Annotated in this window: 14 protein-coding genes and 1 tRNA gene; 4 read left to right on the top strand and 11 right to left on the bottom strand. The window is 71.4% G+C overall.

Features of this window, described 5'->3' with window-relative positions:
• Positions 1–33: 33 nt before the first annotated feature.
• From lpdA to IE311_RS22785, 3 genes are all read left to right on the top strand, one after another.
• Positions 34–1,437 carry a dihydrolipoyl dehydrogenase gene (lpdA, locus tag IE311_RS22795; RefSeq protein ID WP_189833641.1) on the top strand — a complete coding sequence of 468 codons (1,404 nt, stop codon included), beginning with the start codon at positions 34–36 and terminating at the stop codon, positions 1,435–1,437.
• A gap of 35 nt (positions 1,438–1,472) precedes the next feature.
• The gene (locus tag IE311_RS22790) at positions 1,473–2,135 is read left to right on the top strand and encodes a rhomboid-like protein (RefSeq protein WP_189833640.1); all 663 of its coding nucleotides are present in this window, start codon (positions 1,473–1,475) and stop codon (positions 2,133–2,135) included.
• Between the two features lie 83 nt (positions 2,136–2,218).
• Positions 2,219–2,303, top strand: a tRNA-Ser gene (locus IE311_RS22785).
• Positions 2,304–2,411: 108 nt separating this feature from the next.
• Here the strand turns inward: IE311_RS22785 and IE311_RS22780 are convergent.
• The 9 genes from IE311_RS22780 to IE311_RS22740 form a co-directional block, all read right to left on the bottom strand.
• Positions 2,412–3,218, bottom strand: coding sequence for an HAD family hydrolase (locus IE311_RS22780; RefSeq protein ID WP_189833639.1), 807 nt, complete (start codon positions 3,216–3,218; stop codon positions 2,412–2,414).
• Complete coding sequence (gene serS, locus IE311_RS22775; protein WP_189833638.1) at positions 3,215–4,504, bottom strand: serine--tRNA ligase; 1,290 nt, start codon at positions 4,502–4,504, stop codon at positions 3,215–3,217. Before serS ends, IE311_RS22780 begins: the two co-directional genes overlap by 4 nt.
• Positions 4,505–5,002: 498 nt before the next feature.
• Positions 5,003–5,938, bottom strand: coding sequence for a prephenate dehydratase (gene pheA, locus IE311_RS22770; RefSeq protein WP_189833637.1), 936 nt, complete (start codon positions 5,936–5,938; stop codon positions 5,003–5,005).
• Between the two features lie 81 nt (positions 5,939–6,019).
• A complete protein-coding gene (efeB, locus tag IE311_RS22765) occupies positions 6,020–7,291 on the bottom strand; it encodes an iron uptake transporter deferrochelatase/peroxidase subunit (protein WP_189833636.1) in 1,272 nt (423 codons plus the stop codon).
• Positions 7,292–7,294: 3 nt separating this feature from the next.
• Positions 7,295–9,298: a copper resistance protein CopC gene (locus IE311_RS22760; protein ID WP_189833635.1), complete on the bottom strand. Its 2,004-nt coding sequence runs from the start codon at positions 9,296–9,298 to the stop codon at positions 7,295–7,297.
• Positions 9,299–9,343: 45 nt separating this feature from the next.
• Complete coding sequence (locus IE311_RS22755) at positions 9,344–9,820, bottom strand: copper chaperone PCu(A)C (protein ID WP_189833634.1); 477 nt, start codon at positions 9,818–9,820, stop codon at positions 9,344–9,346.
• A complete protein-coding gene (locus IE311_RS22750; RefSeq protein ID WP_229902090.1) occupies positions 9,817–10,536 on the bottom strand; it encodes an SCO family protein in 720 nt (239 codons plus the stop codon). Before IE311_RS22750 ends, IE311_RS22755 begins: the two co-directional genes overlap by 4 nt.
• A gap of 48 nt (positions 10,537–10,584) precedes the next feature.
• A complete protein-coding gene (locus tag IE311_RS22745) occupies positions 10,585–11,352 on the bottom strand; it encodes a YcnI family copper-binding membrane protein (protein ID WP_189833633.1) in 768 nt (255 codons plus the stop codon).
• 122 nt (positions 11,353–11,474) lie between these two features.
• Entirely contained in the window at positions 11,475–12,269 is a 795-nt protein-coding gene (locus IE311_RS22740; RefSeq protein ID WP_189833632.1) for a hypothetical protein, read from the bottom strand.
• Between the two features lie 204 nt (positions 12,270–12,473).
• Here IE311_RS22740 and IE311_RS22735 point away from each other — a divergent pair, with 204 nt between their 5' ends.
• Positions 12,474–12,974, top strand: a complete 501-nt coding sequence (locus IE311_RS22735; protein ID WP_189833631.1) for an ATP-binding protein — start codon at positions 12,474–12,476, stop codon at positions 12,972–12,974.
• A 199-nt stretch (positions 12,975–13,173) separates the two neighbouring features.
• Here IE311_RS22735 and IE311_RS22730 read toward each other — a convergent pair whose 3' ends face one another.
• Together IE311_RS22730 and IE311_RS22725 are read right to left on the bottom strand one after the other, a co-directional pair.
• Positions 13,174–14,634, bottom strand: coding sequence for an aminopeptidase P family protein (locus IE311_RS22730; RefSeq protein WP_189833630.1), 1,461 nt, complete (start codon positions 14,632–14,634; stop codon positions 13,174–13,176).
• Between the two features lie 152 nt (positions 14,635–14,786).
• Entirely contained in the window at positions 14,787–16,238 is a 1,452-nt protein-coding gene (locus tag IE311_RS22725; RefSeq protein WP_189833629.1) for a PP2C family protein-serine/threonine phosphatase, read from the bottom strand.
• Between the last annotated feature and the right edge of the window lie 46 nt (positions 16,239–16,284).

Genomic DNA, 16,284 nt, shown 5'->3' with positions numbered 1-16,284 from the left:
CCGAACACCCTCACCCACCCTCGGGAGTCAGTCATGTCAGACCGCTTCGACGTCGTCGTACTCGGAGCTGGCCCCGGCGGCTACGTCGCCGCCATCCGCGCCGCCCAGCTGGGCAAGCGGGTAGCGGTCGTCGAGGAGAAGTACTGGGGCGGTGTCTGCCTGAACGTCGGCTGCATCCCCACCAAGGCGCTGCTGCGCAACGCCGAACTCGCCCACATCTTCAACCACGAGGCCAAGACCTTCGGCATCAAGGTCGACGGCACCGTCTCCTTCGACTACGGCGAGGCGTTCCGGCGCAGCCGCTCGGTCGCGGACGGCCGTGTCAAGGGCGTCCACTTCCTCATGAAGAAGAACGGGATCACCGAGTTCGACGGCCGGGGAACCTTCCTCGACGCGAACACCCTCCAGGTCGCCAAGTCCGACGGCACCTCGGAGACGATCCAGTTCGACAACTGCATCATCGCCACCGGCGCCACCCCGCGACTCCTCCCGGGCACCGCCCTCAGCGACCGCGTCGTGTCGTACGAGCAGCAGATCCTCGCCGAGGACGCGCCGAAGTCGATCGTCATCGCCGGCGCCGGCGCCATCGGCATCGAGTTCGCGTACGTCCTCAACAACTACGGCACCAAGGTCACGATCGTCGAGTTCCTCGACCGGATCGCCCCGCTGGAGGACGAAGAGGTCTCCAAGGAGCTGGCGAAGCAGTACCGCAAGCTCGGCATCGACGTCCTGACCTCCACCCGGGTCGAGACCATCGACGAGTCCGGCCCGCAGGTCCGCGTCACCGTCACCGGCAAGGACGGCGCCCAGAAGGTCCTGGAGGCCGACAAGGTCCTCCAGGCCATCGGCTTCGCCCCGAACGTCACCGGCTACGGCCTCGAGGCCACCGGCGTGGCGCTGACCGAACGCGGCGCGATCGACGTCGACGGCCGCTGCCGCACCTCCGTGCCGCACATCTACGCCATCGGTGACGTCACCGCGAAGCTGATGCTGGCGCACACCGCCGAGGCCATGGGCGTCATCGCCGCCGAGACCATCGGCGACGCCGAGACCATGGAACTCGACTACCCGATGATCCCGCGCGCGACCTACTGCCAGCCGCAGATCGCCAGCTTCGGCTGGACCGAGGCGCAGGCCCGCGAGAAGGGCTTCGACGTCAAGGTCGCCAAGTTCCCCTTCGTGGCGAACGGCAAGGCGCACGGACTCGGCGACGCCACCGGCTTCGTCAAGATCATCGCCGACGGGACGCACGGCGAGATCATCGGTGCCCACCTGATCGGCCCCGACGTCACCGAGCTGCTGCCCGAGCTGACCCTGGCCCAGCAGTGGGACCTCACCGTCCACGAGGTCGCGCGGAACGTCCACGCGCACCCGACGCTGGGCGAGGCCGTGAAGGAAGCGATCCACGGTATTGCCGGACACATGATCAATTTCTGAGGTCTCTCCCGGCTTCGGGTGATAGGCACTGAAAGGTGCCGAGCAAAACCTCCCCGGGTGGCGAACCGTCCCGGCCGATCAGGTCGTGGGTGCGTTCGTCACCCGGTACGCATGTGTGGCTGGCGGTCATCGCGATCACCAGCCTCGTCATCGCGCTCTCCCCGGACGGTCTGGAGACCTATCTCCTCCACCGCAACAGCAGCAATCTCCACCAGCTCTCGCACCATCCGGTGCGGGCCCTGCTCGCCAGCGCGTTCTGGATCGAGGACCCCGCCGACCTCCTGCTGTACGCGCTGCTCTTCGAGGTCCTGCACGCCCCCGTGGAACGCTGGCTGGGCACCGCGAAATGGCTCTTCACCGTCGCGACGGCCCATATCGCGGCGACCTTGATCAGCCAGCAGGTCGTCCTGGTGGCCATCCGGCTCCACGACGTGCCGCGCAGCATGGCGCACGTCGTCGACATCGGCGTCAGCTACGGCCTCGCCGCCTCGGCCGGGATCCTGACCTACCGGCTGCCGCGCCCCTGGCGCTGGTTCTATCTCGCCGGTGTGATCGCGTTCTTCGTCGTACCGCTCGCCATGGACCGGACGTACACCGACCTCGGTCACGCGATCTCCCTGGCGATCGGCCTGGCCTGCTACCCGCTGACCCGGGGAGAAAAATCGTTCGCACCCGAACAGGGGCCCGGCGCACACTAGTTGTACGGGGGAAACGGGGGATCCCCCGTAGGGAGCGGCCGCTTCGAGCGCGTGGACCAGGTCCGCGCGGGCCGCTCCCTCCCGGAGGGTTGGCCGAGTGGTAAGGCAGCGGCTTGCTAAGCCGTAGTCGGGGGAGACCCCGCGCGCGTTCGATCCGCGCACCCTCCGCAGAGTGCGGCGCCGAGAAGCGGCGGAGCCGCGTACGACGAAGGCCACCCCGAGGGGTGGCCTTCGCTTCTGTCGTCTGCCGTATGGCGTCTGTCGCCTGTCGAGGCGTCAGACCGACAGCAGTCGTTCCAGGACGACCGCGATGCCGTCCTCCTCGTTGGAGGCCGTCACCTCGTCCGCCACCGCCCGCAGTTCCTCGTGGGCGTTGCCCATCGCCACGCCGTGGGCGGCCCAGGCGAACATCGGGATGTCGTTCGGCATGTCGCCGAAGGCGATCGTCTCCGCGGCCTTCACACCCAGCCGGCGCGCGGCCAGGGAGAGCCCCGTGGCCTTGCTCAGGCCGAGCGGGAGGATCTCCACGATCCCCGGACCGGCCATGACGACGTCCACGAGTCCGCCGACCGTCTCACGGGCGATCCGGGTCAGCTCGTCGTCGCCCAGCGCCGGGTGCTGGATGTAGAGCTTGGTCAGCGGCGCGGCCCACAGCTCCGACGGGTCCTCGTACGGGACGTACGGCAGGGGCCCCTCCTGGACCCGGTAGCCGGGGCCCATCAGGACCTCGCCCTCCAGGCCGTCGCGGCTCGCGGCCAGCGCCAGCGGGCCGACCTCCGCCTCCAGCTTCGAGAGCGCGAGCCCCGCGAGCTGCCGGTCCAGGGTCAGCGAGGTCAGCAGCCGGTGCTCCCCCGCGTGGTAGACCTGCGCGCCCTGCCCGCACACCGCGATGCCCTCGTAGCCGAGGTCGTCCAGGATGTGCCGGGTCCAGGGCACCGCCCGGCCGGTGACGACGATGTGCGCGGCGCCCGCCTCCGTCACGGCGGCGAGCGCGTCCCGCGTACGGGCCGAGACGGACTCGTCGGCGCGCAGCAGCGTGCCGTCGAGATCCGTCGCGACCAGGCGGTAGGGGAAGGAGCTCACTTGGCGATCGGCTCCAGGACCTCACGGCCACCGAGGTAGGGCCGCAGCATCTCCGGCACCCGCACCGAGCCGTCGGCCAGCTGGTGGTTCTCCAGGATCGCCACGATGGTCCGCGGTACGGCGCACAGGGTGCCGTTCAGGGTGGCCAGCGGCTGCACGGTCTTCTTGCCGCCCTGCTCGTCGCGCATGCGGACGGAGAGACGGCGGGCCTGGAAGCTGTTGCAGTTCGAGGCCGAGGTCAGCTCGCGGTACTTGCCCTGCGTCGGGATCCACGCCTCGCAGTCGAACTTGCGGGAGGCGGAGGCGCCGAGGTCACCGGTGGCGACGTCGATGACCTGGAACGGCAGCTCGAGGCCGGTCAGCCACTGCTTCTCCCAGTCCAGGAGCCGCTTGTGCTCGTTCTCCGCGTCCTCGGGCGCGACGTACGAGAACATCTCGACCTTGTCGAACTGGTGGACGCGGAAGATGCCCCGGGTGTCCTTGCCGTACGTGCCGGCCTCGCGGCGGAAGCAGGGCGAGAAGCCCGCGTACCGCAGCGGCAGCTTGTCCGCGTCGATGATCTCGTCCATGTGGTACGCCGCGAGGGGCACCTCGGACGTGCCGACGAGGTAGTAGTCGTCCTTCTCCAGGTGGTACACGTTCTCCGCGGCCTGGCCGAGGAAGCCGGTGCCCTCCATGGCGCGCGGACGGACCAGCGCAGGGGTCAGCATGGGGATGAAGCCGGCCTCGGTGGCCTGGGCGATCGCCGCGTTGACCAGGGCGAGCTCAAGGAGAGCGCCGACGCCGGTCAGGTAGTAGAAGCGCGAGCCGGAGACCTTGGCGCCCCGCTCGACGTCGATGGCGCCGAGCGCCTCGCCGAGCTCCAGGTGGTCCTTGGGCTCGAAGCCCTCGGCGGCGAAGTCGCGGATCGTGCCGTGCGTCTCCAGGACGACGAAGTCCTCCTCACCGCCGACCGGGACGTCCGTGTGGACGATGTTCCCGAGCTGGAGGAGCAGCTGCTTGGCCGTCTCGTCGGCCTCGTTCTGCTCGGCCTCGGCGGCCTTGACGTCGATCTTGAGCTGCTCGGCCTTCTGGAGGAGCTCGGTGCGCTCCTCCGGGGTGGCCCTGGGGATCAGCTTGCCGAGCGCCTTCTGCTCGGATCGGAGCTCGTCGAAGCGGACGCCGGACGACCTGCGCCGCTCATCGGCGGAGAGCAGGGCGTCGACGAGCGCGACGTCCTCTCCACGGGCGCGCTGGGAGGCGCGAACACGGTCGGGGTCCTCACGGAGCAGGCGAAGGTCAATCACCCCACCAGGCTACCGGTGCCCGTTCGCCCGCCCCCACCGGATAACGTCACGCGTGTTGTCCCGCGTGACGTTTCGCCCGAATTGATACCCGTGAAAATCCCCCGGGCCGGGCCTGCGCATTCAGTTATCCACAGGCTGTGCGGAAGATCTGTGGACTACGAGGGAGGTCACGTGGATTTCCCTCCCCGCGCCTGGGAATTCCGTGATCAAACGCCATTGAGGCACTCATTTGGGTGGGAATTGCTCGCTCCAAAGAGTTGGTCGAGCGAGGGGCGCTGACGAGGGCGTTCTTCCGGTGCTGTGGACAGCCGGGCGCGGTCGGGGAGTGGCTAGGGCGATTTGTCGACCTTGTCGGGGCGAGCTGTCGACTTGTCCCCAGGTCGGAGGTCGGCCCTGTGGATAACCCTTGTGGGTAACTGAAAAATATGCAGGTAGGACTAGTGATTCGCACCTGTGGACGAACGCTCCCGGCGTCGGGAGCGTTCGGTCACCATCGGATCAGGCCCGACCGTCCTGGGCCCTCGCCAGCCAGTCGGAGGCCGCCATGAACTCCCCGTCCGAAGTACCGCGCCGCAGCGCCGCCACGTCCTCGACCGCCACACCCGCCCTCGGGTACGAGCCGAGGAAGCGCACCTTGGGGCAGATCCGCTTGAGCCCCATCAGTGCCTCGCCGACCCGCCGGTCCGAGATATGGCCCTCGGCGTCCACGGCGAAGCAGTAGTTCCCGATCCCCGCCCCCGTGGGCCGGGACTGGATCAGCATCAGGTTCACCCCGCGCACCGCGAATTCCTGGAGCAGTTCGAGGAGGGCACCCGGATGATCGTCACCCAGCCACAGCACCACCGAGGTCTTGTCCGCACCCGTCGGCGCCGCCGGCCGGGCCGGCCTGCCCACCAGCACGAAGCGGGTCTCGGCGTTCTCCGCGTCGTGGATCTCGGTGACCAGGGCCTCGAGACCGTACGTCGTCGCCGCGAACTCCCCGGCGAAGGCGGCGTCGAAGCGGCCCTCCTGCACCAGCCGGGCCCCGTCCGCGTTGGAGGCGGCGGACTCCCACACCGCCTCGGGCAGATGCGCCCGCAGCCAGTTCCGGACCTGCGGCTGGGCCACCGGGTGGCCCGTCACGGTCTTGATCTCCGACAGCCTGGTCCCCGGCCGCACGAGCAGCGCGAAGGCGATCGGCAGCAGCACCTCGCGGTAGATCATCAGCGGTTCGCCGGAGGCCAGCTCGTCCAGGGTCGCGGTCACCCCGCCCTCGACCGAGTTCTCGATCGGCACGAGCGCGGCGGCGGCCTCCCCGTTCCGTACGGCGTCGAGCGCGGCCGGGACCGAGACCATGGGGACGAGTTCCCTCGTCGCGGCCTCGGGCAGCGTACGCAGCGCGGCCTCCGTGAAGGTGCCCTCGGGGCCGAGATACGTGTACCGGGTGGCGGACATACCGTCACCCTAATGGGCTCCGCGGGCGCGGACCGCCCGCACGGCGGGACACACCCGCCCGCGGGCCGCCCGCCCGGGGAGTCACGACTCCAGCAGCCGCTGCCCCACGTACTCGCCCTCGGCGGGGCCGCCGGGGACCGCGAAGAGTCCGCTCGCCTCGTGGCGGATGAACGCGGACAGGGCGTCCCCCCGGTCCAGCTTGCGCTGCACGGGCACGAAGCCCCTGAGCGGATCCGCCTGCCAGCAGACGAAGAGGAGACCGGCGTCCGGAGTCCCGTCGGGGCCGATGCCGTCGTGGAAGGAGAACGGCCTGCGCAGCATCGCCGCCCCGCCGTTCTGTTCGGGGGCGGAGATCCGGGAGTGCGCGTTGTCCGGGATCATCGTCTTCCCGTCGGGGCCGAGCTTGTTCAGGTCGAGCTCGGTGGTCTCCGTGCCGCCGCTGAGCGGGGCCCCGTCGGACTTCCGCCGCCCGATCACCTTCTCCTGCCTGTCGACCGGCAGCTTCTCCCAGTCGTCGAGCAGCATCCGGATCCGGCGCACCACCGCGTACGAGCCGCCGGCCATCCACTCCTGCGCGCCGGTGGCACCGGCCGGGACGAAGATCCGCCGGTCGAAGTCGGGGTCGCCGACCTTCGGGTTGCCCGTGCCGTCGATCTGGCCCATGAGGTTGCGCGCGGTCATCGGCCTCGCGGTGGCGCCTGCCGAGCGGTTGAAGCCGTTCATCTGCCAGCGCACCCGGGCCGCGTCGCCCGCGTCCTTCTGCACGGCGCGCAGCGCGTGGAAGGCGACGAGCGCGTCGTCGGCGCCGATCTGTACCCACAGGTCACCCTCCGAGCGCCGGGGGTCCAGGGCGTCGGCGGAGAAGGCGGGCAGCGGGTCGAGCCCGGTGGGCCGGCGCCCGGTGAGTCCGGTGCGGTCGAAGAACGTACGGCCGAAGCCGAAGGTGACCGTGAGGGAGGAGGGGCCCGCGTCGAGCGCGACACCGGTGTCGCCGGTCGGGGCCCTGCCCGCCATCACGGCCTTCGCCGTCACCGACCAGCGGCGCAGCAGGGCGACGGCCTCCTTGTGGCCGGCGCCGGGGGCGAGGTCGAAGGCGACCAGATGGCCCCGGGACTGCAGGGGCGTGGTGATACCGGCCTGATGTTTCCCGTGAAACATCACCTCGGTCGAGCCGACGGAGGTCAGCGCCGGGGCGCCGCCGGCTCCGGCCCCGGCGGGGGTCTCCCCGCCCGACACGGCCGAGGAGACCCCGACCCCGCCGGCCGCGCCGATCACGAGCCCGGCCGCGCCGGCCGCGCCGACGGTGCCGAGCAGACGCCGCCGGGAGATCTCAAGGTTGTCGTTCTCGGTCACGGGTCAGCCGATCTTCACGTTCTTGTCGATGGTGGTCTGGTCGATCTCGGAGGTACGGACGGTCACCTGGATCCGCCACTCGCCGGGCATCGGGATCTGCACGCCGCTCGCGCTCCAGTGTCCGGTCTGGATCCGGTCCGGGGCGACGGGCAGCGGACCGACGTCCTTCGCCTCCAGGGTGAGGGCGACCTTGATCTCGGGGACGTCCAGCGGCTTGCCGTTGGGGCGTTCGACGAAGATGTGGAGCGCGTTGGCGCCGGTGCGGCCGGGGTCGAGGCTGAGCCGGACGACGCCCTTGCCGTCGACACCGCCGGTGTCGAAGGGCAGCCGGATGTCGACGGGCCGGTCCGGGACGGCGGCCGGGCCGGCCGCGGTGGTGCCCTGGCCCGCCTCCTCCTCGGTGCGGCCGGGTTCCGTCGAGGTGAGGACGGTGGTCACGGCGAGGAGCACGACGGCGACGGCGGCCTCGGTCAGCACGGAGCGGCGCAGACCGGCCCGCTCGGGGTCGGCGTCCCGCTCCCGCTTGCGCCGGGCGGTGGCGACGGCGGCCTGCTGGCGGGCGAGCTGGGCGGCCCGCTCGGGGGCCACGGCCGGTGCGTCGGCGGTCTCCTCGACCGCTTCTTCCGGGGCCGCTTCGCCCTCGGCCTCGTCGGCCTCTTCGGTCTCCCCGTCCTTGCCCGGCTTCCGGGGCTCCCCGGCTTCCTCGGCCTCCCCGGACCCTCCGGCTTCCCGTTCCGCCTCGGCGGTCGTCGCCTCGGCGGTCGTCGGGTCGGCCAGGCGTCGGGTCCACCGGCGCGAGATCCACGCGATGCCGACGAGGACGCACATGAGGCCGATCTTGACGAGCAGCAGCTGCCCGTAGCGGGTCCCGGTCAGCGCCGACCAGGAGCCGACCTGACGCCAGGACTGGTAGATCCCGGTGGCCACGAGGACGGCCACGGAGCCGAAGGCCACCTTGGAGAAGCGTTCGACCGCCGTGCGCGGGACGCTCGGCGCCCGGTAGAGGGAGACGAGCAGCACCGTGAGGCCGCCGAGCCAGGCGGCGACGGCCAGCAGGTGCAGGATGTCGACGGGCATGGCGACACCGGGCTGGATACCGGTCGAGGCGTGCTCGGCCAGGGCCCAGGTGCCGGCGATGCCGGCGGCGACGACCGTGCCGCCGATGCCGAGCCCGAAGGCGAGGTCCTTCTTCTCCTTCGGGTCCGTGCGCCGGGCGTAGGCACCGAAGAGGACGGCCACGAAGAGCGCGGCAGCGCCGAGCAGCAGCAGCCGGGAGGTGAGCGCGGCCCCGGTCTTCGTCTCCAGGACGGCCTTCAGACCCGCCAGGTCGAAGGCGTCGGAGAGTTCGCCCGAGCCGGTGTACGGATTGCGCAGCAGCAGCATGACGAGGGTGGCGCCGGTGAGGGTGAGCCAGCCCCGGACCACGGTCTGCTGGATGGGACGGACGCTCGCGCCGCGCGGCCAGCAGGCCAGGACGAAGGCGCCGCCGCCGACGAGGATCGCGAAACCGGCGTACGAGACGTAGCGCGCGATGCCGTAGAGGGTGCCGACGAGTCCGCCGCCGGCGCTGCGGTCGGGCAGGGCCACGGAGGTCGTGGAGGGGGCGCCGATGGAGAAGGTGAAGGCGCCCGAGATGGGGTGGCTGTCGGCCGAGACGGTCTGCCAGGCCACGGTGTAGGTGCCGTCGGGCAGTCCGGCGCGCAGCCCCACCCCGTAGCGGACGACGGAGCCGCTGCACAGGTCGCGTATCTCGCCGGTGTCGGCCCGCCGGCCCGCCGGGTCGAGGACCCGGATCGAGTCGGCGCTCATGGCGACCTGTTCCGAGAAGGTGAGGTTGACCTCCTTGGGAGCGGAGGCGACCACCGCCCCGTCCTTCGGATCGCTTCCGGTCAGCGCCGCGTGCGCGGAGGCGGGGGCGGCACCGGCCAGCAGCGCCCCGAGCAGCGCGGCAGCGAGGATCAGCAGCCGGGCCAGGGCGGTACCGAGGCGGGGGGCGGTGGTTGTCATCTTCCGGTTCACTCCGTCAGTTCTGTGAGAACTCCGTCAACGCGCTCAGTGCTGCTGCGGGTTGTGGTTGGCGGCTTCGACGGGAAGGTCGACCTTGATGGGGTCGGACTTCTCGAAGTGGAGCTCGATGCTGACCTTCTCTCCCTGCTTGGGCTTCTTCTTCAGCTCCATGAACATGATGTGGTTGCCACCGCGTTCGAGGGAGAGGGTGCCGTTCGCGGGGATGTCGAACGCCTCGACCTTCAGCATCTTCTGGTTCTTCGTCTCGTGGATCGTGACGTCGTCCGAGAGGGGGCTGGTGACCGAGGTGAGCTTGTCCGCGGTGCCGCCGGCGTTCTTGATGGTCAGGAAGCCGCCGGCCATGTCCATCACGGGCTGGGGCATGTAGGCGCCGCTGACCTCCAGCTTCGGCTTGCCGTCGGCGGAGCCGTCGGAGCTGTCGGACGAGGACGAACACCCGGTCAGTGCGAGCGCGGCGGCGAGCGCCACGGAGGCGGACAGGGCGGTGGTGCGGCGGTTCACGGGTTCTCCCCCTTGATGAGCTTCGGCAGATCCTTGGCGTAGTCGTCGACGGACGCGTCCTCGCCGTACAGGACGTAGCCCTGGTCGGTCGTCGGCGAGAAGGCGATCACCTGTGCGCCGTGCATGGAGACGACCGTGCCGTTCTCCTTCTTCGGCGGGTCGATGCCGATGCCGATCTGCCGCGCCCCCGCCTGGATGGTGGAGAACTCGCCGGTGAGACCGGTGAAGGAGGAGTCGCCGGCGGCGGGCAGCCACTTGGCGAGTTCGGCCGAGGTGTCCCGCTCGGGGTCGGTGGTGACGAAGACGACCTGGAGCTTGTCCTGGTCGGCCTTGGGGAGCTGCTTCTTGGCGATGGCGATGTTGCTCATCGTCATGGGGCAGACGTCGGGGCAGTGCGTGTAGCCGAAGTAGATGAGCGTCGGCTTGCCCTTGGTCCGTTCCCGCAGGTCGTACTTCTGGCCCTTGGTGTCGGTGAGGACGAGCGCGGGCTTGGTGAACGGCCGGTCGAGGACGGTGGCGGCCTTGGTGCCGGTGTCGCCACCGGAGACCACGGCGACCGAGCCGGAGCCCTTGTCGTCGTTGCCGCCGAGGCCGACGGCCGCGGTGATGCCGAGCGCGGCGGCGATCGCCACCGCGGCGACGATCAGCGGGGTGCGGCGGCCGGGACGGGCCGGTCCGTCATCCGGCTTCGGAGAGGATGTCTTCTCTGCGGACATTCTGGTTCTTTCCGCTTCTTTCCGGGGTCTCTGGAGGAGGGGCGGCCGTCAGGCCGAGCGACGGCGGCCGGCGAGGACACCGAAGGCGACGCCGGCGATGCCGACGAGGATGCCGATGACGCCGAGGATCCGGGCGGTGGTGTCGGAGGAGTCGGCGGAGGCCGTCTCCTCGTGGGAGGCCGTCTTGTCCTCGTGGCCGGCCTTCTCGTCCTTCGCGGCGGAAGCGGAGGCGGACGGGGCGGCGGCACCGCCGTGGTGGTCGGCGGAGGCGGCGGAGAGCTTCAGGACGGGGGCGGGGTTCTGGGGCTCCTCCCCGCCCTCCTTCTGCTCCTCGATCCAGCGCACGACCTCCTTGTTGTCGTACGTCTGGATCGCCTTGAGGACCAGCTGGTCGGCGTCCTCAGGGAGCTGGCCGAGGGAGAGCGGGAACTGCTGGAACTGGCCGGGCCCGATCTTCGAACCGTCGGCGGTCCAGGTCACCTTGGAGACGGCCTCGTTGATCGTCTTGCCGTGCAGCTTCAGCGGCGTGCTGAGCTTGCTCTTGGTCACCTCGGCCTTCCAGCCGGGGATGGGCTGCGGCATGACGGAGGCCAGCGGGTGGTCGAGCGGGAAGTTGACCTCGACCTTCACGGTGGAGGCGTTGTCGCGCTCGTTCGGGACCTTGATGTTGACGGTCGCGTAGCCGCCCTTGGCGGCCTCGCCCTGCGGCTGCACGCTCACGTGCGCGAACGCGGTGCCGGACAGCAGCACGACGGAGGAGAGGGCGATGCCACCGGCGAGGGCGACACGGGAGGCGGAGACACGGGAAACGGTCATGGCGGAAGACACTCCAGCTCGGAGGAGGACGGTGGGGTCCGGCACACCGGAGAGGAGAAGGCCCCGGGGTGTGCGGACGAACGCGGCCCCACTCCCGTTGAGCGGACCGCGGTCGGGCTGCGTCAGGCTGCGAGGACGCAGTCGGCGGCCGGCGGGCCGCGCCTGATCACCGTGTGCTGGAGTGCCTCGGCCACCGGCGGCGGAGAGGAGTCGAAGGCGGTGCGCGCGGTCCGCCGCGGCCCCGCGCCCGGGGTCGCCGGGAGACCGGCGAGCAGCGCCCGTACGAGGCGCAGCGCGGCCCGCAGGGAGCGGACGAGGGCGCACTCGGCGAGCTCCGTCGCACCCTGCTCGGAGAGTTCGACGAGGCGGACGAGGGCGCGGTCGCCGCGGCGCAGCAGCCAACCCGCGGCGAGGGCGGCGAGCAGGTGCCCGAGGAGCATGGGCAGTCCGGGCAGCAGCTCACCGGTGGGCGCGGTCGCCGTGGCGGCCGCGTGTCCGAGGTGGGCGTGGGCGCCGGTCCCCACGGTGGCCGGGTCGAGCCCGGCGTCGCGGATGATCCTGGTGGCGTCGGCGGAGCTGAGGGACGAGGTCCCCGCTCCGCAGACGAGCCTGGCCGCCATCCGCACGAGGGCGTCGTCGGCCTGCGGGCTCAGGCCGAGATGGCGCTGCCCGATGCCGAAGAGGACGTGCAGGCCGAGCTGCCCGCCGGCGAGGGTGCCGACGACGAAGCCGAGGGAGCGTTCGCGGCCGGTGAAGAGGACGGTGATCCCGAAGACGCCGAGGAATCCGGCGAGGAGCGTCCACCACGCGACGCCCGCGCAGCTGGCGAGCGCGTGCCCGAGCGCGGACAGCACGACGCAGACCGCGGTGAACACCGCGGCCCTCAGCAGCCGTGGAGCGAGCGCGGGGGCAGTCATGGCGGGCCCATCATCGCACCAAGGGCCCCACCGGTATGAGGCAGGTCCAGAAGGTCGTGCTTGGGGGTCTTCGGGGTGACATACACCGGCGCAGGAGCCGGGTGCATCCGCCGAACGAGCGCTCTTGACGCCTCCGGGTGCTTACGAAGGGTTCTGTCCGGCAATAGGTAACGGTATGTCGAGCCGCTGCCGGGAGGCTGGAGCATGAGCATCTGGTGGTCACTCCATCTGCGGCGCGAAGCCGCGAGCGTGCCGCTCGCCCGAAGGCTTCTGATGGGCACGATGGAGACGGCGGGAGTCGATCCCGACGTGTCGTACGAACTGTCGGTCGCGCTGACCGAGGCCTGTGCGAACGCGGTCGAGCACGGTGGAGCGGTCGGGCACGCCGGTACGGGCACCGCGCCGGGGCAGGGCGCGACGGCCGGGGCGTACCGGGTGACGGCCTATCTGGACGGCGAGACCTGTCGTATCGAGGTGGCCGACTCGGGTCCCGGTTTCCCCGGCCCCGACACGGACGGTCCGGGCCGCGCCCGCACCGAGGCGCCGGTGGCGTCGTCGGACGCCGAGCACGGCCGTGGGCTGCGGCTGATCGAGGAGCTCGCCGACCACGTGCAGTTCGGCAACAGATCGGGCCGGGGCGGCGCGGTGGTCAGCTTCGACAAGATCCTCAAGTGGAAGGACAGCCCTTCCCTGCTCATGGCGTGAGTCCCCGGGCGCACCGGCCCCCGGCGCACCGCCCCCCCGGCGCACCGGCCCCCCCGGCGCACAGGCGCACGGGCCCCTGGGCGCGCGGGCGCACGAGCCCAGGGGCGTACGGGGGTGCGGACGTGCGGACGTGAGGGCACGGGGAAGGGCCCCCGCCGGTCGGTCGGCGAGGGCCCTTCGGTTCCAACGTACGCGGACGTCAGCCCTTCAGCGCGGCCATCCACGCCTCGACCTCGTCGGCGTGGCGCGGCAGCCCGTCCGAGAGGTTCCGGTTGCCGTCCTCGGTGACGAGGATGTCGTCCTCGATCCGGACGCCGATGCCGCGGTACTCCTCCGGCACGGTCAGGTCGTCGGCCTGGAAGTACAGACCCGGCTCGACGGTCAGGCACATGCCCGGCGCGAGGGTCGTGTCGACGTAGGCCTCGGTGCGCGCGGCGGCGCAGTCGTGGACGTCCATGCCGAGCATGTGACCGGTGCCGTGCAGGGTCCAGCGACGCTGGAGGCCGAGCTCGAGGACGCGCTCGACCGGGCCCTCGACGAGGCCCCACTCGACGAGCTTCTCGGCGAGGACGCGCTGGGCGGCGTCGTGGAAGTCGCGGTAGGCGGCGCCGGGCTTCACCGCGGCGATGCCGGCCTCCTGCGCCTCGTACACGGCGTCGTAGATCTTGCGCTGGAGCTCGGTGTACCGGCCGTTGATCGGCAGGGTGCGGGTGATGTCCGCGGTGTAGAGCTCGGTGGTCTCCACGCCGGCGTCGAGCAGCAGCAGGTCGCCGGAGCGGACGTCGCCGTCGTTGCGCACCCAGTGCAGGGTGGTGGCGTGGGGGCCGGCGGCGCAGATGGAGCCGTAGCCGATGTCGTTGCCCTCGACGCGGGCGCGGAGGAAGAACGTGCCCTCGATGTAGCGCTCGCTGGTGGCCTCGGCCTTGTCGAGGACCTTGACGACGTCCTCGAAGCCGCGGGCGGTGGAGGCGCAGGCCTTCTCCAGCTCGGCGATCTCGAAGGAGTCCTTGATGAGGCGGGCCTCGGAGAGGTAGACGCGGAGTTCCTCGTCGCGCTCGGCGGTGACCTTGTCGGTCAGCGCGGCCTCGATGCCGGCGTCGTGGCCGCGGACGTTGCGGACCGGGCCGGTGGCCTCGCGCAGCGCCTCGGCCAGCTCGCGGACGTCCTTCGCGGGGACGCCGAGGAGCTGCTCGGCCTCGGTGAGGGAGTGGCGGCGGCCGACCCACAGCTCGCCCTGGCCGTCGAGCCAGAACTCGCCGTTCTCGCGGTCGGAGCGCGGCAGCAGGTAGATCGTCGCCTCGTGGCCGCTCTTCTTCGGCTCCAGGACGAGGACGCCGTCCTGGGTCTGGTCGCCGGTGAGGTACGCGTACTCGGTGGAGGCGCGGAAGGCGTACTCGGTGTCGTTCGACCGGGTCTTCAGCTTGCCGGCCGGGATCACCAGGCGCTCGCCCGGGAAGCGGGCGGAGAGTGCCGCGCGGCGCTCGGCGGTCTTGTCGGCCTGGGCGATCGGCTCCAGTCCGCGCAGCTCGGTGTCGGCCCAGCCGGACTTCATGTTCTCGGCCAGCTCGTCGGAGACGCCCGGGTACAGGCCGTTCTTCCGCTGCTTGATCGCCTGCTCTTCGGTCTCTTCCGGGGTCTCCGGCGTGAGCTCCTCGGCCACGGGTCTGCCTCCTCTTGGTACAACACTGAACCCCCACCATCGTACGGTCGTACGGAAGGGGGCCCAGGGCCGGAAGACCCATTACCGGAATCTCACGCTCCGGTTATTGGTGCCTACAGAAGCGTGCCGTGCCGCGCGCCGGAAGGCGCGGCTCACTCGAAGCGCGCCGCGAGCAGGACCACGTCCTCCCCGTGCGCCGTGGTGTCGAGGCCCTCGGGCAGCAGGGTCCGCAGGACGTGGTCGGCGATGGCGCCCGGGTCGCGCAGGTCGGCCTTCGGCACGCTCGACGCCGCCGCGTGGAGCCGGGCGAAGGCGCGGTCCGTGGCGTCGCCGGTACGGCGCAGCAGCCCGTCCGTGTAGAGAAGCACCGTTTCTCCGGGGGCCGGGGACAGCTCCACGCTCGGAGCCTCCCAGCAGGAGAGCATCCCGAGCGGGGCCGAGAGCGAGGTCTCGACGAACTCGGTCCGCCGCTCGCCGATGACCAGCGGCGGGGCGTGGCCGGCCCCGGCGAGGACGATCCGGCGCTGCGCGGGTTCGGCGTACGCGAAGAGCGCGGTGGCCGAGCGGGCAGGCTCGGTGAGCCGGAGCAGGAGCTCCAGGTCGGAGAGGACGGCGACCGGGTCCTCGCCCTCCATCACCGCGTACGCCCGCAGGGAGGCGCGCAGCCGCCCCATGGCGGCGAGCGCGCTCGGGCCCGTGCCCGAGACGGAGCCGACGGCGAGCCCGAGGGCACCCTCGGGCAGCGGCAGCGCGTCGTACCAGTCGCCGCCGCCCTGCGGGCCGGTGCGGTGACGGGCGGCGAGCTGGACGCCGGGGACACGGGGGAGACGGCTGGGGAGCAGCTCCTCGGCGATCGTGGCGACCTGGACGCGGGCGCGCTCGACCTGGAGCAGGCGGGCGAGGTGCTCGGTGGCGAAGCGCCCGTAGAGCCCGATGAGGTGGCGCTGGCGGTCGGTGGGTTCGGCGGGCTCGTCGTAGAGCCAGACGGCCGCGCCCAGCCGGCCGGCCTCCTCGGTGGCGAGGGGGAGGGCGTAGCTGGCGGCGTAGCCGAGGCGGGCGGCGACCTCGCGGTGGCGCGGGTCGAGGCCCTCCTCGGTGCGTACGTCGCGGATGGCGATGGGATCGGGGACCCGCTCGGGGTGGCCGGGATCGGGGAGGCCGTCGAGGAGTCGGCCGTAGCTGCTGGTGCCGCGCGGGACGGTCTCGATGGTGCCGAGGTCGGAGTGGGCGAGGCCGAGTCCGATGGTGGAGGCGGGGCCCAGCCCGTCGGCCGGTTCGAGGACGGCCATGCCGCGGCGGGCCCCGACGAGGGCGGCGCCGGCGCCGAGCACCTCACGGAGGGCCTCGTCGAGGGAGGAGGTCCTGATGAGGCGCTCGGTGAGTTCGTGGAGGGTGGTGAGGTCGGAGACCCAGGAGGCGAGCCGGTCCTGGATCAGTGCCCCGGGCTGAGAGACCGGGTCCGAGGGCGCCGCCGCCGCGGGTACCCCGGGCAGGGGCGACGTAGTGTGCGGGGGACCGGGAACCGTGGAATCGATTCCAGCCACTTTCGGCATGTGCGGGACGCTCATGTCAGTCGGCTTTCCGACCGGTGCGTTTGACGCCATAGCATCGCAAACCCCCATGTCATTCTGAGCCGCTCGATGCATCCAC

The sequence above is a fragment of the Streptomyces zaomyceticus genome (genome assembly GCF_014656215.1).
GTDB lineage: Bacteria > Actinomycetota > Actinomycetes > Streptomycetales > Streptomycetaceae > Streptomyces > Streptomyces zaomyceticus.
Note: the sequence above shows the minus strand (reverse complement) of the source record. Positions and strands in the feature narration are given on the sequence as shown.

Coding starts and splice junctions, on each gene's coding strand:
- IE311_RS22740 (WP_189833632.1), bottom strand. CDS start 12,269: ATGACTGCCCCCGCGCTCGCTCCACGGCTGCTGAGGGCCGCGGTGTTC.
- IE311_RS22735 (WP_189833631.1), top strand. CDS start 12,474: ATGAGCATCTGGTGGTCACTCCATCTGCGGCGCGAAGCCGCGAGCGTG.
- IE311_RS22760 (WP_189833635.1), bottom strand. CDS start 9,298: ATGACAACCACCGCCCCCCGCCTCGGTACCGCCCTGGCCCGGCTGCTG.
- IE311_RS22725 (WP_189833629.1), bottom strand. CDS start 16,238: ATGGCGTCAAACGCACCGGTCGGAAAGCCGACTGACATGAGCGTCCCG.
- IE311_RS22750 (WP_229902090.1), bottom strand. CDS start 10,536: ATGTCCGCAGAGAAGACATCCTCTCCGAAGCCGGATGACGGACCGGCC.
- lpdA (WP_189833641.1), top strand. CDS start 34: ATGTCAGACCGCTTCGACGTCGTCGTACTCGGAGCTGGCCCCGGCGGC.
- pheA (WP_189833637.1), bottom strand. CDS start 5,938: ATGTCCGCCACCCGGTACACGTATCTCGGCCCCGAGGGCACCTTCACG.
- IE311_RS22745 (WP_189833633.1), bottom strand. CDS start 11,352: ATGACCGTTTCCCGTGTCTCCGCCTCCCGTGTCGCCCTCGCCGGTGGC.